This is a genomic window from Magnetovibrio blakemorei (genome assembly GCF_001746755.1).
Taxonomy (GTDB): domain Bacteria; phylum Pseudomonadota; class Alphaproteobacteria; order Rhodospirillales; family Magnetovibrionaceae; genus Magnetovibrio; species Magnetovibrio blakemorei.
The window spans coordinates 12718-31509 of the sequence record NZ_MCGG01000071.1 but is presented as its reverse complement, the minus strand read 5'-3'; the positions used below and the strand labels follow the sequence as shown (position 1 = coordinate 31509).

The following is an 18792-nucleotide window of genomic DNA, read 5'->3' as shown; positions in this document are numbered from 1 at the left end:
ATGCTGAAAGCCCGCATCATTCCGTGTTTGGACGTCGAAGGCGGACGTGTCGTCAAAGGCGTCAACTTCGTCGATTTGATCGATGCGGGCGACCCGGTTGAACAAGCCCGCGTGTATGATGCGGCGGGGGCCGATGAGCTGACCTTTTTGGACATTACCGCGTCCCATGAAAACCGCGATACGATCTTTGATGTGGTCAATCGCACGGCTGAGCAATGTTTCATGCCGCTGACCGTCGGTGGCGGCGTGCGCACCACCGAAGACATTCGCAAATTGCTGTTGGCGGGCGCGGACAAGGCCTCGATCAACACGGCGGCGGTGAACAATCCGGAATTCGTCAAGCAAGCGGCGGAAAAATTTGGCTCCCAGTGCATCGTTGTGGCGGTGGACGCCAAAACCGTTGCGCCGGGCAAGTTCGAAATTTTCACCCACGGCGGGCGCAACGCCACCGGCATCGATGCGGTCGAATGGGCCCAGCGCATGGCGGCCTATGGGGCCGGAGAAATTTTGCTGACCTCCATGGACCGGGACGGCACCAAACAAGGTTTTAACATTGCACTCACTCGGGCCATTGCCGACGCGGTGCACATTCCTGTCATCGCATCCGGCGGCGTGGGCACGCTGGAACATATGGTCGAAGGTGTGCGCGATGGACATGCGTCCGCCGTGTTGGCGGCTTCGATTTTTCACTTTGGTACCTTTACCATCGGCGAAACCAAACGCTACATGGCCGAACATGGCATAAACGTGCGCCTAGACGGCTTAAATGAGGAGACTGCCCTATGACCGATACGCCAGACAAAACAGACATCGACGCCCGTATACTCCATCGTTTGTTTGAAACCATTTCCAGCCGCAAAGGCGCCGACCCGGAAACGTCTTACACCGCCAAGCTGTTCAGCCGTGGCCGCACCGCCATTGCGCAAAAAGTGGGCGAAGAAGCGGTCGAAGTGAACATCGCCGCTTTGGCCGAAGGCCCAGACGCGTTGGCGGCGGAAAGTGCCGATCTGATTTATCACCTTTTGGTTTTGTGGGCGGACGGCGGCATCACACCTGAGCATGTGTGGGCGGAACTGGCCAAGCGCGAAGGCTTGTCCGGCATCGAAGAAAAACGCGCCCGCGGTGAACTGTAAACGCATTTAAGATGAGATCTGTGATGGCTTATGATCCTCAAAACATCTTCGCCAAAATTTTGCGCGGCGAAATTCCCTGCACCAAAGTTTTTGAAAACGAATGGGTGCTGGCGTTTCACGACATCGCCCCGCAAGCCCCGGTGCATGTGCTGGTGATCCCCAAGGGCGCGTATGTGTCCCAAGACGATTTTACCGCCAAGGCAACGGACGCGGAAATTGCCGGATTGTGGCGCGCGGTCGGGCAAATCGCTCGCGATCTGGAGGTGGCGGAGCCGGGTTATCGCACGGTGCAAAACACCGGAACCAACGGTGGTCAAGAAGTGCCCCATTTCCACGTACACATTTGCGGCGGACGACGCTTGGGCCGGATGATCCCGGAATAGGGTGATCCCCATAAAATTCACAAGACGAAGGGTGTGTCTTTAAACCCCATGGGACAAAAGCAATCGTTATGGCCGTTGCGCCCGGCTTGCTTTTCTTGACAAATTCAGATCATGAGCCAAGGTCTACGGTCAGGTTATACCTCTGCAGATAGCGCCGAATGTCTTCGTCATTTAATGAGCGACGCCCTTTGTCCCAAATTGAAATCAACGTGCGTCTCTTTTCTTCGGGCAATTTCAGCGAAAATATGGGCTTTTCAACAAGGTTTTTTTCCAATCCCGGGTAAACAATCTGCAGTGATTCATGCAGATCTGTTTTGTTTAAAACATAATTGAGAACCAAAACATTATCGGCGTACATGTCCACGCGTCCCGCCGCAATCATGGCCAAGATCCGCTCAATGACGTTTGCATCTCCTGCGATCATCTCGACAAAATCTTTATTCGCGGGCGCATCCAGATGGTTCTGGTAGGCCTTGCTCATGGAGCTGTAATCCCAACCTTCTCCTGTCGCAATGCGTCGGCCATAAACAGATTCAATGCCAGTATAGCGCCAGGTGTCATCTCGCCGGATAATGAAGGCCGTCGGATACGCAAACGTCGCCTGATCTGCATAAACATAATCCTCATCGACAAGGGGCGAAAATTCTTTTTCTGGAAGCATGTCGCATATGCCGTCGGCGACCATTTGCAGACCACGCGCGTAAGGGACTTGAAAAATCTCCAGCGTATAGCCTGCTTTTTCATAGATATCGCTCATCATATCAATGACAACGCCTCTACGATTTTGCGTTTCCGTCGTAAAAATCGTCATTGGTGGCCACGGATCTAAACAGACCTTCAGAGTTTCTGCAGAAACGGATTTTGGCAAAATCATCGCAGCCAAAAGCATGAGAAAAAGGGTCATCGTTTTCATAAGGATTATAACTCCACGCAATTGCGACCGTTTTCTTTTGCTTGATAAAGCTTGGCGTCCGCTTTTTGAAAAAGTTGTGATATTTGTTTATCTTCACGAGCCCGTACCACAAGTCCAATGCTGACCGTGTAATCAATCACAAGGCCATCACACTCAAAATGATTTTTGGCGACCGCCTGGCAAATTTTTGTCGCGAGCATGTGTCCGCCATCAAGCTCTGTATCGGGAAGACAAACCGCAAATTCTTCACCGCCAACACGGCCCAGGACATCTGTTTTTCTGAGCTGCGCTGCAACTGTTTTCGTGAATTGGCACAACACATGATCACCAACCACGTGTCCGTACTGGTCATTGATTAACTTGAAGTGATCTAAGTCCAGAATCAAAAAACACAGCGGTTGTTGTTGACGAACGGCAAGGTCAAGAAGTGTCTGGCTTTGCTGAAAAAAGCTTCTGCGATTGCGAATGCCCGTCAAGGAGTCCGTTTCGGAAAGTTCAGCCAATTTTTTATTCATGTCTAAGAGTTCTTCAGTACGAGACGCCACTTCCTTTTCGAGTAACTCCTGCCGCTCATGCTCAGCTTGGAGCATTGTTTTACGGTCACGCTCAAGCGTGTCCAGCATGACATTAAATCGATCTTGCAATTGATGAAGTTCGTTTTGATCGGCGACGCCCAGATCGATGCGCTTATCGCCGATATGTTCCAATTGAACCGTCGCTACTTGGGACATCAATTTTTCCAAAGGAGCCGCCAAAAAGCGACGAAACGCCATGAGAAACAAAGCCCACAGGATCGAAAGCTTCACAATCACCGTTACAGCAACCAGACTGAAACCAAACAAAACGCGATCAAAAATAACGTTTGAAGAGGAATACAGCCGGATTTTCCCCAAAGGAATGATCTGCCCGTTTAAAACCCGTTGGAGAGGTGTTTCGATATAAAAAAGAGAGAACGGCTTCACGTCGGAGACAAAACCGCGCAAAGACACGATGGTCTTTTCATGAGGGTCAATGACATCAATACCTTCCACAATCGGCATGCCGACCAATCCTTTGGACAAGGCATCGAGCTGCGGATAACTCAGTTGCCATAAATTGGTCTCAAAGGATTCATGCACCGTTTTTTCGAGTTCTTGCAACTCTGCCAAGATACTGGCCTGTGTACGGGCATAATCTGCAAAAAAATGCGCGGCTGTGACAACAAATGTGACCGACAAATAAATAACGAAGACAACTCTCATAAGTTTTAGAGAAAGCTTCTTTGGATGAAAAAATAATGCCAAATTTGTCACGTTAACCAATACAAAAGATGTTGAAAAAAACAAAAAATTATCCCAGCTCATACGGCTAAAGCGCAGGCTTTGCACGCTGGCTCCATTATGAATTTGGAGTGATTGCTCACGGTACAATAAGCTCTTAGTCATAATTTTGGAATTAATATAAGGAATACAATGAAATTTCCTGAGGTCAGCCCTTATTTTCAAGGCTACGTCTCAGTCGGGTGAATTGTGGAAATTCAAGCAGGAATTGATTTGTGGTGGTCACCTGAATATCACACGTCATGAATAGGATAATGCCCAAATAAAGGGAGTGCCTAAACTCCCGCCAATTGCCGTCCCGGCAACCGGCGGCGGTACGATAACGCTTCGGCCACGTGCAATTTGAGCACATCGGGGGCGCCGTCCAAATCGGCGATGGTGCGCGACACCCTTAAAATGCGGTGATAGCCCCTGGCGCTCAAGCGCATGCGCTCGGCGGCTTCAGCCAACAGGGCCTTAGCTGGCCCGTCCAACTGGGCGATTTGTTCCAAAACCTGACCGTCAGCCTCGGCGTTGGTGCGCGCCGTTGATTCCAGCGCGGCAAAGCGGGCGGTTTGGCGGTCGCGGGCTTCGATAACCCTGGCGCGGACATGGGCGGACGTCTCGGAGGGCGGCGGCAGGCTCAAGTCAGATGCGGGCACCATCGGCACGTCCACATGCAAATCGATGCGATCGAGCAGCGGACCCGATAAACGGTTTTGATAGTCTTCTGCGCACTTGGGCGCGCGCGAACACGCTTGACCCGGATCGTCCAGGTATCCGCACCGACACGGGTTCATGGCGGCGACCAATTGGAATCGTGCCGGATACGTAACGTGTGCGCTGGCGCGGGCGATCACGGCGCTGCCGGATTCGATGGGCTGGCGTAACGCTTCCAGCGCAGGGCGCTGAAACTCTGGCAATTCGTCCAAAAAAAGCACCCCCAAATGGGCCAACGACACTTCCCCGGGGCGCACCTGGATGCCCCCGCCCACCAACGCCGCTTGCGAGGCCGAGTGGTGCGGATCGCGAAAGGGACGGGTCCGCATCAGGCCGCCACCGGATAATGTTCCGGCCAGGGAATGGATCATCGAAACATCGAGCGCTTCGGCGGGCGTTAGGTCCGGCAACAGACCGGGAAGGCGTCTGGCGAGCAAAGATTTGCCCGATCCGGGCGGTCCGCTCATCAACACGTTGTGACCCCCGGCGGCGGCAATTTCCAAGGCGCGTTTGGCACTTTCTTGGCCCTTAACATCTACTAGGTCTAAAAATTGCGCGGTTTGAAAATCAGCCTCAGCCATTTGTGGCTGGGGCCGGGATAAAACTTGAATACCCTTGAAATGATTGACCAAATCAAGCAAGGAATGGGGGGCTAAGACCTCCAAATCACCGGCCCAAACGGCTTCCCCGCCCTGAGAAGCCGGACAAATGAGGCCGAGCCCCTGAGCGTTCGCCGAAATGGCCGCTGGCAGCACCCCCGACACCTTGGTCAGGGTTCCATCCAGCGCCAATTCGCCCAGCGCCAAAAAGGCGTCAATTCGATCCGCAGGCAAAACATCCATCGCGGTCAGCAGACCCAAAGCGATGGGCAGGTCAAAATGCGATCCTTCCTTCAAAGCATCGGCGGGTGACAGGTTTACGGTGATGCGTTTGGGGGGTAAAGCCAGACCCAAGGCCGATAAGGCGGCGCGAACCCGTTCACGCGCCTCGCTCACCGCCTTGTTGGGCAGGCCCACCACCGAAAAGGCCGGCAGGCCTGAGGCCATATGCACCTGAACATCGACGGGCAGAACCTCGATGCCCTGAAAGGCGATGGTGTTGATGCGTGCAACCATATACTGAAAACTCCAAGTCTTTACGACTATGTGAGTGTATGGGCAGTTTAGGGCAAGGCAAAGTCCTTAATGCGCGTAATATGCGTAAAATCAAAAAGAACTCGACGTATGCGGGGGCAATAGATAACCTTTCTCTGGGTGTGGTTTTATAAGGAGCAGAGAATCCGATGATATTCAGAGTCTGTCTTTATATGGTGTGTATGTGTTTTGCCCTCAGCACCTTCAATGTGGGCGACGTTCAGGCGGGAACGGTCGAAAAACAGGCCAAAATCAAAAAATTGCTCAGCGTGACAGATATGCGCTCCTTGCTTGACGATATGGTGCCCGTCATCGCCAATATGGTGGCCAAAAATCTGAAGAAAAAGGGCGTGCCCCTTTCGCCTGAAACCGTCAATGTGATTAAAAAATCAACCACTGTCGTGATGAAGACGAACGTAACGCCCTATATCGATCGGGTTGTGGGGATGTACAACGAGGCCTATTCGGAAGACGAAATTGATGAATTGCTGGCGTTTTATACCTCTCCGACGGGCCAGAAATCATTGCAATCCATGTCAAGAATTCAAAATGATGCAAAAAGCCTGGGTGTAAAGTGGGGCCGAACCTTAGCGCCGCAAATCGACACAGATGTGCTGGCGGCCTTGAAACCCGATCAAAATTTGCAGAACAATTGAATTGGGCGCTATCGATGTTGAGAAATAACCAAAACGGTTAAGAAAAAACGTTTAAAGGGTTTTGGCCTTATAGGCACACACATCCGCCACCGAACAGATGGCGCAGTCGGGCTTGCGCGCTTTGCACACATAACGGCCGTGCAAAATCAGCCAATGATGGGCGTGCACCATGAAGTCCTTGGGCACGACCTTCAAAAGCTTCATTTCCACCTCTAAAACATTTTTGCCCGGCGCCAGTCCGGTGCGGTTGGAAACGCGAAAGATGTGCGTGTCCACCGCCATGGTGGGTTCACCCCAACACACATTCAGCACCACGTTGGCGGTTTTGCGGCCAACGCCCGGCAAGCGTTCCAATTGAGCGCGATCGCGGGGCACTTCACCGTCGAACTCTTCGATCAACATGCGGCTCATGGCCATGACGTTTTTGGCTTTGTTGTTGAAAAGTCCAATGGTTTTGATGTGGTCTTTGAGACCGCCCAAGCCCAGTTTGAGCATTTTTTCGGGCGTATCGGCGATTTTGAACAGCTTTTCGGTGGCCTTGTTGACGCCCACGTCGGTGGCCTGGGCAGACAGGGACACCGCCACCACCAAGGTGTACGGATTGGTCCACTTCAACTCCGACTTCGGTTCGGGGTTGGCGTCACGCAAGCGGGTGAAGAAGGTTTGGATGTCAGCTTTTTTCATAATCGTGAACTTAGAGCAAGAACCGGGTGGGTTCCAAGCCTTTGCCGCGTTATGGTGAAATTATGAGCCTTCAAAACGACCCAGATTATACGCGCATCGCCGCGGCCATTCGCTTTATTGCCGAAAATCGGTTGGAACAGCCCGATTTGCAGGATGTTGCTAGAGCTATCGGGCTCAGCCCTTATCATGCCCAGCGCGTGTTCACCCGCTGGGCCGGGGTCAGTCCCAAACGGTTTTTAAGTTATCTCACCCTGGCCCACGCCCGCGAACTGTTGGCCCGGGGCGAAAGCGTGATGGGCACGGCGTTGGATGTGGGCCTGTCAGGACCGTCCCGGTTGCACGACTTGTTTGTGACCTTTGAGGCCATGACGCCGGGCGAAAGTCAAAAGGGCGGGCGAGGTTTAGACATTTCGTATTGTGAAGTCGCGACACCGTTCGGTCCGGCGGTGCTTCTAAAAACGCTAAGGGGCGTTTGCGGCTTTGAATTTTTGGGGGAAGGCGATACCCCCAAAGCCATTGCCGAGGCGCGCTGGCCGGGAGGCACATTACAGGCTGTCGCACCCGACGAGCGGATGGTCGCACAGCTTTTCAACCGTCAACCGGGGTCCATTGCCCTGCACGTTCAGGGCACCCAATTTCAAATTCGGGTGTGGGAAGCGCTGTTGAAAATTGCCCCCGGATCCGCCACCACTTACAAACGCATCGCCGCCCAAGTGGGCAGTCCCAAGGGCGCGCGCGCGGTGGGGGGCGCGGTCGGTGCCAACCCGGTGGGGATATTGATTCCGTGTCACCGGGTGATCAAGGAAACCGGAATTGTCGAAGGCTATCGCTGGGGATCAGACCGCAAACGCGCTTTGCTGGCCTGGGAAAGCTGCGCTTAGTTATATTCTTTAGATCAAAACAAAGTACGGTCCCAAAGTATGGGCCACAATATTCAGTTAATGTTCAGCGAAGGGGTGCTATGTCAAAATGGCCCGCAACATGCAGACCTAAAGAGCAAGTGCCCGATGACTGAACACCAAACCGTTTCCCCGAACACCATCGGTGAACCGTACCCGCTGCAACGTCATTATTATGTGCGCGTGATCCCGGCGATTTTGATTTTTATGGTGGTGTTGAGCGGGCTGTTATGGATTGCCTTTGATCAGGTCACGCGCCACATCTATTTGGAACAGGCCCAAGCGCGTGCCGATTTGATCGTCGATTCGATCAAAGATTCCGCGCCCGACACCTGGCACACTTTTTTGAGCGGACATGCTACCGATGCCGATATCCACGAGCTGGGGATTATTTTTAAAGAAGAGATCGAACGCCAAAAGCTGCTCAGCTTGAAAGCGTACGACCTGCGCGGAACGGTGATTTACGACACCAACCCGGCGCTCATCGGCACCATCGAAACGTCACAGTCCTTGCGCGAAGTGATCGTTAGCAACCAGCCCGTTTTGTTCCGCAAGACCGCCAGAGACGGTACTTTAGCGTATGAAATCTATGCGCCGCACTTGGATGAAAATGGCAATTTACGGATTATTTTCGAGCTTTATGAAGAGGTCGGCTATTTAGACACCTTGTTGTTGGAAACCGCCGTTCCGGCCATCGTTGTGCCGCTGGTTTTGCAACTGATCTTGATCGGCGTGTTGGGGGTGCTGGTGCGCCGCGCCCAGCGTGACATCGATCAGCGCACCGACGCCATCGGTCAGTTGAGCCAGCGTTTGCAAACGTTTGTGTCCGCCAGCGCCATGAGTGCGGCGCGCAACGCGGGCAATCTCGACAACATTCCGTCTCGCAAAATTGAGTGCACCTTGTTTCATTCCGATGTGCGCGACTTCACCAGTTATGCCGAAGACAATGCCCCGGAACGGGTGGTGTATTTCCTCAACGACATCATGACCATTCAGGTGAAGATCGTCACCCATTTCGGCGGCGATGTGGACAAGATGATCGGTGATGCTTTGTTGGTGCGGTTTGAAGGCGAAAATGCCCAAAAGCGGGCCATTGATGCCGCCAAAGCCATTTTGGACGCGGCCAAGCGGGCTTCGTTAGCGCGCGGTTTGGGCATCGGTATTTTCACCGGACAAGTCATTTCCGGGGCCATCGGTCCCAAATCCAGGCGCGACTTCACCGTCATCGGCGATAGCGTCAATATGTCGGCCAGGTTGTGTTCGCAAGCCCAAGTGGGTGAGGTTGTGGTGGATACCGATACCGTTAAAGCTGCGGCGTCAAAGGGGTTCAGCGGCGTCGAAAACATTCAAGTGAAAGGTCGCGCGCAAGCCATCGGCGTGCAACGCTGGCATGTCAGCGCTTTGGACAAGAGTGATTCATCCGTTGAAGGGGGCGGATGATTGATGAAGCCTTATAAGGCCAGAACGTCTTTCATGGAATAGAGTCCCGGCGGTTGCGTGCATCCCCACAAGGCACCATGCACCGCGCCATTGGCGAACACTTCACGCGAAGATGCCTTGTGGGCGATTTCGACGCGTTCTCCGGGACCCGCATAAATGACCGTATGATCGCCGACCACGTCGCCGCCGCGCAAGGTGGCAAAGCCGATTTCGCCTTGGGGGCGGGCGCCGATGATGCCGTCTCGGGATTTGCACGCCACATCGTCCAGCACTTGGTTTCGCCCAGCCGCTGCGGCATGGCCCAGCGCCAACGCGGTGCCGGAAGGGGCATCAACTTTGTGATGATGGTGCATGTCCAAAATTTCAATGTCATAATTGGCGGGCAAAATGGCCGCTGCCTTTTCCACCAAGCCCAGCAATACGTTGACACCCATGGAAAAATTCGCCGCCTGAACAATGGCGGTTTTTGCACTGGCCGACGCGATGGCGCTTTGTTGCTCCGGGTTCAAGCCAGTGGTGCCGACCACCAAAGCGGTGCCGGTTTCGCCCGCCAAAACGGCGTGGGCGGCGGTGGCTGTGGGGACGGTAAAATCAATAACGGCGTCAGATATGTCAAACAACGCGCGCGGATCGGACGACAACACGACGCCCGCAGACGCCAAGCCCACCAGGTCGCCCAAATCGCGACCCATATCGGGATGTGCGGCGGCTTCCGTGCCACCCGCCAATTCGGCCCCGTCCGCCGCCAACACGGCCGCAATCAACATCCGCCCCATGCGCCCCGCCGCGCCGACAATTCCGATTTTCATGGTCTTAACCCGTGTTGTTGGACTGGTGTGTTCGGGGCTTAGTATGCGTCAGCTCTGCGACGGGCTCAATCCTTCAAATCTTCCCACAGGTCTTTGACCTTGGAGAAAAAGCCGCCCGATTGGGGGCTGTGTTTGTTTTCATCGCCGCCTTCCGAGCGGAACGCTTCCATCAGTTCTTTTTGCTTTTTGGTGAGGTGCATCGGGGTTTCGACGCTGAGTTCAACAAACATGTCGCCGCGTGAGCTGGAGCGCAGCACGCTCATGCCTTTGTTGCGCAAGCGAAACTGTTGGCCCGATTGGGTGCCAGACGGGATGTTGATGCGTGCGCGCGAACCATCCACCGCGGGAACTTCGACCGAACCGCCTAAGGCAGCCGTAGTCATGGGCACCGGCACGCGGATATAGATGTTGGCGCCTTCGCGTTGGAAGACGCGATGCGGTTTCAGCGACAAGAAGATATATAAATCGCCTGCCGGTGCGCCGCGCATGCCCGCTTCGCCTTCGCCCGACAACCGGATGCGGGTGCCTTCTTCGACGCCGGCGGGAATGTTGACGCTGAGGGTTTTTTCCTTGTGCACGCGCCCGGTGCCGGAACAATTGCGGCACGGATCTTTGATGACTTGACCCTGACCGTGACAACTGGGGCAGGTGCGCTCGACGGTGAAAAAGCCCTGTTGCGCGCGAATCCGGCCATGCCCGCCGCAGGTCGCACACGTGACCGGCGCGGAACCTTTGGTCGCGCCCGTGCCATTACAGGTGTCGCAGGCCACTGAACCGGGCACGCGAATTTCCGTCGATTTGCCTTTGAAGGCTTCTTCTAAGGTGATGTCCATGTTGAAGCGCAAATCCGAACCGCGACCCGATTGTTCGGGACCGCGCCCGCGTCCGCGGCCGCCACCACCACCGAACATTTCTTCGAAAATGTCGGCAAATCCGCCGCCAAACCCGGCATCGCCGCCACCAAAGCCGCCACCGCCAAAGCCGCCACCGGGGCCGCCTTGTTCAAACGCGGCATGGCCGAAGCGGTCATAAGCGGCGCGCTTTTCGTCGTCTTTGAGGACTTCGTAGGCTTCGTTTAAGTCTTTAAATTTTTGTTCGGCGGTTTTGTCGTCCGGATTGCGATCCGGATGATATTTCATGGCGAGCTTGCGGTACGCCTTTTTGATCTCATCGGCGTCTGCGCCTTTGGAAACCCCAAGCAGCTCGTAAAAATCCTGCTTCGCCATTGTTTCTTCCATTCGTGCCCGATAGGTCCCGGCTCAGGCCCATAAGGCCTAGAGAGATGCCATGCCCGAACGGTATTCGGGCATGGCACGGGGTCCTCAAAACTCACGTTTAAAACGTGGGTTACTTCTTGTCTTGGTCGGGATTGACTTCTTCAAAGTCGGCATCGACCACGTTTTCTTCACCGCTGGCCTCGCCACCCGATGCGTCACCACCCGGTGCCCCACCTTGATCTTCGGCCTGCTTGTCTTTGTACATGGCTTCGCCCAACTTCATGGCGGCCTGCATCAACGCGTCGGTTTTGGACTTTAAGGTTTCCGCGTCAGCATTGGCGTCTTCCAAGGCCGCTTTGGTGTCGGCAATCGCCGTTTCGATGGCGGTCTTGTCGTCGGGGGAAACCTTATCGCCGTATTCGGCAACGTTCTTTTCGGTGTCGTGAACCAGGCTTTCGGCGTGGTTCTTGGCGTCTACCAGTTCGCGACGCTTTTTGTCTTCTTCGGCGTGCGCTTCGGCGTCCTTGACCATTTTTTCGATGTCCGCGTCATCCAAACCGCCCGACGCCTGGATCGAAACCTGCTGTTCTTTGCCGGTCGCTTTGTCCTTGGCCGAAACGTTGACGATGCCGTTGGCGTCGATGTCGAAGGTCACTTCAACCTGAGGCATACCGCGTGGTGCGGGGGGGATGCCCACCAAGTCGAACTGGCCGAGGATTTTGTTGTCGGCCGCCATTTGACGTTCGCCCTGGAACACCCGAATGGTGACCGCGCTTTGATTGTCCTCGGCGGTGGAAAACACCTGGGATTTGCGAGTCGGGATGGTGGTGTTGCGATCGATCAATCGGGTGAACACGCCGCCCAACGTTTCAATGCCGAGGCTCAACGGCGTCACGTCCAACAACAACACGTCTTTGACTTCGCCTTTGAGCACGCCGCCTTGGATGGCGGCACCGATGGCGACGACTTCGTCGGGGTTCACACCCTTGTGCGGTTCGCGACCGAAGATTTCTTTGACCACTTCTTGAACCTTGGGCATGCGGGTCATGCCGCCGACCAAGATCACTTCGTCGATTTCAGACGCCTTCACGCCGGCGTCTTTCAACGCCGCTTGGCACGGACCGACGGTGCGTTTGATCAAATCGCTGACCAAAGCTTCCAGCTTCGCGCGGGTCAATTTGACGTTCAAGTGCTTCGGCCCGGAGGCATCGGCGGTGATGAACGGCAAGTTGACGTCGGTCTGGGTGGCGCTGGACAGTTCGATTTTGGCTTTTTCCGCGGCTTCTTTCAGACGCTGCAGGGCCAAACGGTCCTGGCGCAAATCGATGCCGTTTTCTTTTTTGAATTCTTCGGCCAGATACTCAACGATGGAATGGTCAAAATCTTCACCGCCCAAGAAGGTATCGCCATTGGTGGATTTGACTTCAAACACGCCGTCGCCGATTTCCAGCACGGAAATATCGAAGGTGCCGCCGCCCAAGTCATAAACGGCCACAATGCCGCCGCTCTTTTTGTCCAGCCCGTAAGCCAGCGCCGCTGCGGTGGGTTCGTTGATGATGCGCAGCACTTCCAGGCCGGCGATTTTACCCGCGTCCTTGGTGGCTTGGCGTTGGCTGTCGTTGAAGTACGCCGGGACCGTAATCACCGCCTGGGTGACCGGGCCGCCCAAATAGCTTTCAGCGGTTTCTTTCATTTTTTGCAGCAAGAACGCAGAAATCTGCGAGGGGCTGTACTTTTTGCCCTGGGCTTCGACCCATGCGTCACCGTTATCGCCTTCGACGATTTTATAAGGCACCAGGCCCATATCTTTTTTGGTGAGCGGATCGTTAAAGCGACGGCCAATCAAACGTTTGATGGCGAACAGGGTGTCTTCCGGATTGGTGACCGCTTGACGCTTGGCGGGTTGACCCACCAGACGTTCGCCACTGTTGGTGAACGCAATAATCGACGGCGTGGTGCGCGCGCCTTCTGCGTTTTCAATGACCTTGGGGTCCGAACCATCCATCAAGGCGAGGCACGAGTTGGTGGTGCCTAAATCAATGCCGATAACCTTACTCATAATTTTCTCTCCGTCTTAGGCGGACATCTGCGGCCTTGATTATCAAGCTCCGCATCTGTTCCCTCGGGTTTAGGGGGCGCGTGCTGTGTGCCGATGCCCCGATTTGCTCTTGTTTACAGTTTTATCACATGCCGACGTTAACGTTTAAACGAGACGTTAAATTGGCTTTGGCTCGTATATAAGCGCGTGTTTTTCGCCGCGCAACGCTTGAAATGCACAAAACCCATACATTTAATGGGGACGACTAGGTTTCCTGATCAATGTTCTGGCCGGGTTCTGGACCTTCGGCTTCATAAGCGTGCTCATTGCCATCAGATTGATTTTGTCCGGGTGCTTCAGACGCCGTTTCGGGAGACGGGCCGCCGGTGGACACCACCACCTGAGCCGGGCGCAGCAGACGATCTTGGATGGTAAAGCCGCCGCGCAAGGCTTGCAGAACGGTGTTGTTCGGCACGTCTTTGTTTTCCAGCTGTTGAACCGCTTCGTGGATGTTGTGATCAAACGGCTGACCCACGGTGGGCACCGGTTTGATGCCGTGGCTTTCAAAGATGCTCAGCAATTCTTTCATGGTCATGTCGATGCCGATGTACAAATTGTCGAGGTTTTTGTCCTCTTTGCGCGCATCTTCGCTCACCATCATCATCGCCATGCCCAGATTGTCGGCAACCCGGACAATGTCGCGGGCAAAGTTGACCACGGCGTATTTGCTGGCGTCGGCTTTTTCGCGGGCGGCGATGCGCCGGGTATTTTCGGCTTCGGCCATGGCGCGCAACAGCTTGTCTTTGAGCTCTTGCACTTCGCGGGCCAAATCTGGGCCATCGGTCTCGGCTTCGGGCTCGATGTCACCCTCGGCTTCAAACGCTTCCACTTCGGCTTCGCGCTCAGAATCGTTTTGGGCGTCGGCCTGAGCGTTGCGCAGATCTTGATCTGACGGCTCAGAGGTTTCGTCCGCTGAAACTTCGTTCTCAGTGTTCATCGTTCACCTTGATTAGAAAAAGGGGCAGGGATTGGGACCCGTGTTGGGAAGGTATTTAGCCTATTTTGCGGATCAATCAACCCGTAATCAGCCAATTAATCGTCCCACCAGCTTGGCGGTATAATCCACCATGGGAATGATCCGGGCATAATTCATGCGTGTCGGCCCAATAACGCCGATGGTGCCGATGATGCGTTCTTTGGTGTCGCGGTACGGTCCGACGATCAAAGAACAGCCCGACATGCCGAACAGATTGTTTTCGGCGCCGATGAAAATTTGCACACCGTTGGCGGTGTCCGTCGTTTCAATCAGACGCGCCATGCTTTCTTTGGTTTCCAGCGCCTCGAACAGGGCACGGATGCGCTCCAAGTCCGCCGCCGCGTCGCGGTCTTCCAACAAATTGGCCTGGCCGCGCACGATCAACGAGCTTTGCGAAGCCCCGCCCGCCCACACCGCCAAGCCCTCTTCCACGACCTTGGATGTCAAGGCATCCAGTTGCGCTTGGTGAGAGGTCAGCTCGGCCTTGATCTCGTCCAGGGCGTCGATCAAGGTCCGCCCGACCAGGCGCTTGGACAAATAATTGGTCGCTTCGACCAAGGCGCTGGGCAACACGGTCATGGGGATTTCGATGATGCGATTTTCCACCACGCCGTTTTCCGTGACCAGCACCACCAACGCGCGGCCCGGGCTCAACGCGACAAACTCAATATGCTTCAACGGCGCGTGACTTTTGGGGGCCACCACCAGTCCGGTCAAATGCGACAGGCCCGATAGCGCCTGGGTGGCGTTTTGCAAAATGCCCTCGACCGATTGGCCGGTGGCTTTGCATTCGCCTTCGATGGATTGCCGTTCTTCGCGGGTCAAGTTGCCGACTTCCAAAATCCCGTCGACAAATAATTTCAGGCCGATTTCGGTGGGCAAGCGTCCCGCAGACGTGTGCGGCGAAAACAACAACCCGGCGTCTTCCAAATCGGCCATGACGTTGCGGATGGTGGCCGCAGAAATATCCAAACCGGGCTGACGGCTGAGCGTGCGCGAGCCCACCGGGTCGCCGGTTTGCAAATAGGAGTCCACGATGCGACGAAAAACTTCGCGAGACCTGTCGTTGAGATCCGTGATCATATGGCGTGGGCGCTCTCTTCTCCTGTGTGCCTCGAAAGTAGTCCTGCCGCACATGGGCGTCAATCGTTCGGGGCGTCAATTGCGCGCTTTACGCAACGCGTTCAGGCGGGTAGCTTGACGCAGATTTTAAAGATTGAGGATAAACATATGAGACCCAGTGGCCGTGCGCTTGACCAGATGCGCCCCGTGAGCCTTGAAATCGGTTTTGCCAAACATGCCGAAGGATCGTGCCTGATCAAATTTGGCGACACCCATGTTTTGTGCGCAGCAACCCTGGAAGAACGCGTGCCGCCGTGGATTCGCGGTCAAGGCAAAGGCTGGGTGACGGCGGAATACGGCATGTTGCCGCGCGCCACCAACACCCGCATGCAGCGTGAAGCCGCACGTGGCAAGCAATCGGGCCGCACCCAGGAAATTCAGCGCCTGATCGGACGGTCGTTACGTGCCGTTACCGATTTGGAAGCCATGGGCGAAATGCAGATCACCGTCGATTGCGACGTCATTCAAGCCGATGGCGGCACCCGCACGGCCAGCATCACCGGCGCGTATGTGGCGCTGCATCTGGCCTTGCGCAGCGCGGTCGAGCGCGGTTTGCTGCCCAGCGTGCCGTTGATCGATCAAGTCGCGGCGGTCAGCTGTGGTTTGTACAAACAAAATGCCGTTCTCGATCTCGATTACCTGGAAGACAGCTCGGCGGAGGCCGACACCAACTTCGTGTTGACCGGGGCCAAAGGCATCGTTGAAATTCAAGGCACCGCAGAAGACAGTCCGTTTTCCGAAGATCAGTTTATGGAATTGATGGACTTGGCCAAAAAAGGCGTCGCCGAATTGGTCGAACTGCAACGCCAAATTCTCGAACTGGAGTAACGCCCCATGGCGCGCAAGTTTGCAGGCGGTGTTTTGGTCATCGCCAGTCACAACCCCGGCAAAGTGCGCGAGATCGGTGATCTGTTGGCTCCCTTTGGGGCCAGCGTCATTTCGGCGCACGATTTTGGCTTGTCTGAACCCATTGAAGACGGCGACACATTTATCGAAAACGCCGAAATCAAAGCTCTGGCCGCCGCCAAAGCCAGCGGTCACGTCGCCTTGGCGGACGATTCGGGATTGTGCGTGCACGCTCTGGGTGGTGAGCCGGGGGTTTATTCGGCGCGCTGGGCCGGGCCGGGCAAAGATTTTACCGTTGCCATGGAAAAAGTCGAAGAGGCGCTCTGTGCCGCGCTCGCAAAAGATCCGAGCCTTGATCGCTCCGCCCACTTCGCCTGTGCCCTCACCTTGGCGTGGCCGGATGGTCACGTGGAAAACTTTGAAGGCCAGGTTCTGGGCACCATGACCTGGCCGGCGCGCGGTGAAAAAGGTTTCGGTTACGATCCTACCTTTATTCCGCAAGGGTTTGAGACCACCTTTGCGGAAATGGACCCGGCCCAAAAACACGTTATGAGCCACCGCGCCAACGCCTTCAAAAAACTGGTCGCGGCGTGTTTTGAGACGGATTAAGCGCAAAACTTAGTCGTTTTGGCCTTCGTTCACCTGAGACCGCACACAGTCTGTGATTTCTGCGGCGCGGGCGGGGCCGGGGAGGTGGGCGGATGAGCTGCTTTCCACCTTTGAGATGTCGTCTTCGATGGCTTGCAAATCGCTGCCGCCCATCTGGTTGTTTTTCACCAATTGTTTGGCGGCAAGGCAATCGGCTTGTTGTTCGCGATCAGGACCGTAGTGGCCCAAGGTGTGGCCCAATTGGTGGTGCGCGCATTCATGGGCCAGCCAAAACCACCGGGTGGCGGGTTTAAACGCCGCCATCACTTGTGGATTGGCGATGATGAAGGGCCGTCCCTGGGCATCGCGAATGGCGATGGCAATGTTGAGCAAGGCGTTGTCCAATACTATCGGCACGTCTGCGCCGTTGGCTAAGGTGCACACAAAAACACCATCCTCAGCAACGCCAGATGTTTGCGTCAGGCTGGTCAGCAGCACACAGACACAGGCCGCTTTGACGAACCGTCTTAAAAATTTCATTGCGTTTAACCTTATCCGATCACAATTGGGGATTGACCCCTCTGGGCCGATGCCTGAACCTATGACGCTCAAATCTGGCTTTTGTGCCGAAATGTGCTGAAATGGACCGCCACCACCATGTCCGCTGATAAGTCCGCTGAAAAATCCTTGCTCGTCCCGCATGAGTCCTTGGCGCTCTATGTGCATTGGCCGTGGTGTTTGTCCAAATGCCCCTATTGCGACTTCAATTCGCGCGCCCTTGCCCCCGCAGACAGCGATCAAAAGGCCTATCGTGAGGCCATTTTGCGCGAACTGAATCATTACGCAGAACAAACGAAAGGCCGTCCACTGGGCAGCCTTTTTTTTGGCGGAGGTACCCCCAGTCTCATGTCGCCCGATACCGTTCAGGCCATTATTGAGGCCGCTCACGACCATTGGGACTTTCAAAACGGATGCGAAATCACCATTGAGGCCAACCCGACATCCATTGAAGCGGCTAAATTCAGAGCCTTTCGCGAGGCCGGCGTAAACCGCGTATCGGTGGGTGTGCAGGCCCTGAATGATACGGATTTACAAGCCCTTGGGCGCGAGCATTCGGTGGATGAAGCGCTCCGCGCCCTGGACATCGCCAGCGCGATTTTTGAACGTTTCACATTCGATCTTATCTATGCTCGCCCCGGTCAAGGTCAGGGCGATTGGGCTGATGAGCTGGAACGCGCTTTGGCTTTGGCGGGGGATCACCTGTCGTTGTATCAACTGACCATCGAGCCCGGAACGGCGTTTTTCCGCCAAAACGTTGAAGAAGTTGACCAAGACTTGGGCGCGGATCTCTATGAAATCACCCAGGAGCTGTGTGAAGAAGCCGGTTTACCGGCCTATGAAGTGTCCAACCATGCCCGCGTGGGCCAAGAAAGCCGTCACAACATGACCTATTGGCAAGGTGGCGATTACATTGGCATCGGTCCCGGCGCGCATGGTCGTCTGAGCACCTCCGGAACCACCCGCGCCACCCACCAAATGGCCGATCCGGCCAAATGGTCGGCCGCCGTTGCTCGCGACGGTCATGCTACCGCCAAAGTCCGGGAATTGAGGCCTCGGGAACGTCTGGAAGAATTGGTGCTGTCGGGCATGCGGCTGACGGACGGCATCGATGCCCGGCGTTTTGCCCGGCAATGTGGTCAAGAGCTCATCCAAGTGCTCAACACCGACGCCCTGTTTGACCTGCAAACCGCCCAATTGATCGACTTTGATGGACAGCGTCTGGCCGCCACGGCGGCGGGGCGTTTGATGCTCAACACCTTGATCACGCAGTTGTTGGACGAACCCCAAGCGCCATCAAAGCCTGACTAAACAAGCCT

Annotated in this window: 19 protein-coding genes; 9 read left to right on the top strand and 10 right to left on the bottom strand. The window is 55.3% G+C overall.

The annotated features are described in order from the left end of the window. The 3 genes from hisF to BEN30_RS15650 are packed head-to-tail and all read left to right on the top strand — an operon-like array spanning nucleotide 1 to nucleotide 1516. Complete coding sequence (hisF, locus tag BEN30_RS15660) at nucleotides 1-786, top strand: imidazole glycerol phosphate synthase subunit HisF (RefSeq protein ID WP_069959255.1); 786 nt, start codon at nucleotides 1-3, stop codon at nucleotides 784-786. Then, the gene (locus BEN30_RS15655) at nucleotides 783-1133 is read left to right on the top strand and encodes a phosphoribosyl-ATP diphosphatase (RefSeq protein ID WP_069959254.1); all 351 of its coding nucleotides are present in this window, start codon (nucleotides 783-785) and stop codon (nucleotides 1131-1133) included. Before hisF ends, BEN30_RS15655 begins: the two co-directional genes overlap by 4 nt. 23 nt (nucleotides 1134-1156) lie before the next feature. Further along, entirely contained in the window at nucleotides 1157-1516 is a 360-nt protein-coding gene (locus BEN30_RS15650) for a histidine triad nucleotide-binding protein (protein ID WP_211563442.1), read from the top strand. Nucleotides 1517-1625: 109 nt separating this feature from the next. Here BEN30_RS15650 and BEN30_RS15645 read toward each other — a convergent pair whose 3' ends face one another. The 3 genes from BEN30_RS15645 to BEN30_RS15635 form a co-directional block, all read right to left on the bottom strand. Further along, nucleotides 1626-2429, bottom strand: a complete 804-nt coding sequence (locus tag BEN30_RS15645; RefSeq protein WP_069959252.1) for a substrate-binding periplasmic protein — start codon at nucleotides 2427-2429, stop codon at nucleotides 1626-1628. 5 nt (nucleotides 2430-2434) lie between these two features. After that, complete coding sequence (locus BEN30_RS15640; protein WP_170827094.1) at nucleotides 2435-3796, bottom strand: diguanylate cyclase; 1362 nt, start codon at nucleotides 3794-3796, stop codon at nucleotides 2435-2437. Between the two features lie 227 nt (nucleotides 3797-4023). Then, nucleotides 4024-5562, bottom strand: a complete 1539-nt coding sequence (locus tag BEN30_RS15635) for a YifB family Mg chelatase-like AAA ATPase (protein WP_069959250.1) — start codon at nucleotides 5560-5562, stop codon at nucleotides 4024-4026. 200 nt (nucleotides 5563-5762) lie between these two features. Here BEN30_RS15635 and BEN30_RS15630 point away from each other — a divergent pair, with 200 nt between their 5' ends. Beyond that, nucleotides 5763-6236: a DUF2059 domain-containing protein gene (locus tag BEN30_RS15630; protein ID WP_069959249.1), complete on the top strand. Its 474-nt coding sequence runs from the start codon at nucleotides 5763-5765 to the stop codon at nucleotides 6234-6236. Between the two features lie 51 nt (nucleotides 6237-6287). On the opposite strand, the gene nth is transcribed toward BEN30_RS15630, so the two are convergent. Beyond that, complete coding sequence (gene nth, locus BEN30_RS15625) at nucleotides 6288-6920, bottom strand: endonuclease III (protein ID WP_069959248.1); 633 nt, start codon at nucleotides 6918-6920, stop codon at nucleotides 6288-6290. 62 nt (nucleotides 6921-6982) lie between these two features. Here nth and BEN30_RS15620 point away from each other — a divergent pair, with 62 nt between their 5' ends. Both BEN30_RS15620 and BEN30_RS15615 read left to right on the top strand, forming a co-directional pair. Further along, nucleotides 6983-7801, top strand: coding sequence for a methylated-DNA--[protein]-cysteine S-methyltransferase (locus BEN30_RS15620; RefSeq protein ID WP_069959285.1), 819 nt, complete (start codon nucleotides 6983-6985; stop codon nucleotides 7799-7801). A gap of 126 nt (nucleotides 7802-7927) precedes the next feature. Next, a complete protein-coding gene (locus tag BEN30_RS15615) occupies nucleotides 7928-9259 on the top strand; it encodes an adenylate/guanylate cyclase domain-containing protein (protein WP_170827093.1) in 1332 nt (443 codons plus the stop codon). A gap of 11 nt (nucleotides 9260-9270) precedes the next feature. Here BEN30_RS15615 and dapB read toward each other — a convergent pair whose 3' ends face one another. The 5 genes from dapB to hrcA form a co-directional block, all read right to left on the bottom strand. Further along, on the bottom strand, nucleotides 9271-10068 hold the full coding sequence (gene dapB / locus BEN30_RS15610) for a 4-hydroxy-tetrahydrodipicolinate reductase (RefSeq protein WP_069959247.1): 798 nt from the start codon (nucleotides 10066-10068) through the stop codon (nucleotides 9271-9273). Nucleotides 10069-10133: 65 nt separating this feature from the next. Beyond that, entirely contained in the window at nucleotides 10134-11294 is a 1161-nt protein-coding gene (dnaJ, locus tag BEN30_RS15605) for a molecular chaperone DnaJ (RefSeq protein ID WP_069959283.1), read from the bottom strand. Between the two features lie 121 nt (nucleotides 11295-11415). After that, nucleotides 11416-13344 (bottom strand): molecular chaperone DnaK, encoded by a 1929-nt coding sequence (gene dnaK, locus BEN30_RS15600; protein WP_069959246.1) that lies wholly within the window; start codon nucleotides 13342-13344, stop codon nucleotides 11416-11418. 244 nt (nucleotides 13345-13588) lie between these two features. Continuing rightward, on the bottom strand, nucleotides 13589-14320 hold the full coding sequence (locus tag BEN30_RS15595; RefSeq protein ID WP_069959245.1) for a nucleotide exchange factor GrpE: 732 nt from the start codon (nucleotides 14318-14320) through the stop codon (nucleotides 13589-13591). A gap of 87 nt (nucleotides 14321-14407) precedes the next feature. Beyond that, nucleotides 14408-15442, bottom strand: coding sequence for a heat-inducible transcriptional repressor HrcA (gene hrcA, locus BEN30_RS15590; protein ID WP_069959244.1), 1035 nt, complete (start codon nucleotides 15440-15442; stop codon nucleotides 14408-14410). A gap of 147 nt (nucleotides 15443-15589) precedes the next feature. Between hrcA and rph the strand changes: the two genes are divergently transcribed. Beyond that, entirely contained in the window at nucleotides 15590-16309 is a 720-nt protein-coding gene (rph, locus tag BEN30_RS15585; protein WP_069959243.1) for a ribonuclease PH, read from the top strand. 6 nt (nucleotides 16310-16315) lie between these two features. Beyond that, nucleotides 16316-16936, top strand: coding sequence for an RdgB/HAM1 family non-canonical purine NTP pyrophosphatase (gene rdgB / locus BEN30_RS15580; protein WP_069959242.1), 621 nt, complete (start codon nucleotides 16316-16318; stop codon nucleotides 16934-16936). A 9-nt stretch (nucleotides 16937-16945) separates the two neighbouring features. Here the strand turns inward: rdgB and BEN30_RS15575 are convergent, their stop codons facing one another. Then, nucleotides 16946-17455 carry a M48 family metalloprotease gene (locus tag BEN30_RS15575; protein ID WP_139135081.1) on the bottom strand — a complete coding sequence of 170 codons (510 nt, stop codon included), beginning with the start codon at nucleotides 17453-17455 and terminating at the stop codon, nucleotides 16946-16948. Nucleotides 17456-17572: 117 nt separating this feature from the next. Between BEN30_RS15575 and hemW the strand changes: the two genes are divergently transcribed. Next, on the top strand, nucleotides 17573-18784 hold the full coding sequence (hemW, locus tag BEN30_RS15570; RefSeq protein ID WP_069959282.1) for a radical SAM family heme chaperone HemW: 1212 nt from the start codon (nucleotides 17573-17575) through the stop codon (nucleotides 18782-18784). Nucleotides 18785-18792 lie beyond the last annotated feature (8 nt).

Bases quoted from the DNA above. Each gene is read 5' to 3' on its own strand.
- rph (WP_069959243.1), top strand. From the start codon at position 15,590: ATGAGACCCAGTGGCCGTGCGCTTGACCAGATGCGCCCCGTGAGCCTT.
- hisF (WP_069959255.1), top strand. From the start codon at position 1: ATGCTGAAAGCCCGCATCATTCCGTGTTTGGACGTCGAAGGCGGACGT.
- BEN30_RS15650 (WP_211563442.1), top strand. From the start codon at position 1,157: ATGGCTTATGATCCTCAAAACATCTTCGCCAAAATTTTGCGCGGCGAA.
- dapB (WP_069959247.1), bottom strand. From the start codon at position 10,068: ATGAAAATCGGAATTGTCGGCGCGGCGGGGCGCATGGGGCGGATGTTG.
- nth (WP_069959248.1), bottom strand. From the start codon at position 6,920: ATGAAAAAAGCTGACATCCAAACCTTCTTCACCCGCTTGCGTGACGCC.
- BEN30_RS15645 (WP_069959252.1), bottom strand. From the start codon at position 2,429: ATGAAAACGATGACCCTTTTTCTCATGCTTTTGGCTGCGATGATTTTG.
- BEN30_RS15595 (WP_069959245.1), bottom strand. From the start codon at position 14,320: ATGAACACTGAGAACGAAGTTTCAGCGGACGAAACCTCTGAGCCGTCA.
- BEN30_RS15630 (WP_069959249.1), top strand. From the start codon at position 5,763: ATGTGTTTTGCCCTCAGCACCTTCAATGTGGGCGACGTTCAGGCGGGA.
- rdgB (WP_069959242.1), top strand. From the start codon at position 16,316: ATGGCGCGCAAGTTTGCAGGCGGTGTTTTGGTCATCGCCAGTCACAAC.
- BEN30_RS15620 (WP_069959285.1), top strand. From the start codon at position 6,983: ATGAGCCTTCAAAACGACCCAGATTATACGCGCATCGCCGCGGCCATT.
- hemW (WP_069959282.1), top strand. From the start codon at position 17,573: ATGTCCGCTGATAAGTCCGCTGAAAAATCCTTGCTCGTCCCGCATGAG.
- hrcA (WP_069959244.1), bottom strand. From the start codon at position 15,442: ATGATCACGGATCTCAACGACAGGTCTCGCGAAGTTTTTCGTCGCATC.
- BEN30_RS15575 (WP_139135081.1), bottom strand. From the start codon at position 17,455: ATGAAATTTTTAAGACGGTTCGTCAAAGCGGCCTGTGTCTGTGTGCTG.
- BEN30_RS15635 (WP_069959250.1), bottom strand. From the start codon at position 5,562: ATGGTTGCACGCATCAACACCATCGCCTTTCAGGGCATCGAGGTTCTG.
- dnaK (WP_069959246.1), bottom strand. From the start codon at position 13,344: ATGAGTAAGGTTATCGGCATTGATTTAGGCACCACCAACTCGTGCCTC.
- BEN30_RS15655 (WP_069959254.1), top strand. From the start codon at position 783: ATGACCGATACGCCAGACAAAACAGACATCGACGCCCGTATACTCCAT.
- dnaJ (WP_069959283.1), bottom strand. From the start codon at position 11,294: ATGGCGAAGCAGGATTTTTACGAGCTGCTTGGGGTTTCCAAAGGCGCA.
- BEN30_RS15615 (WP_170827093.1), top strand. From the start codon at position 7,928: ATGACTGAACACCAAACCGTTTCCCCGAACACCATCGGTGAACCGTAC.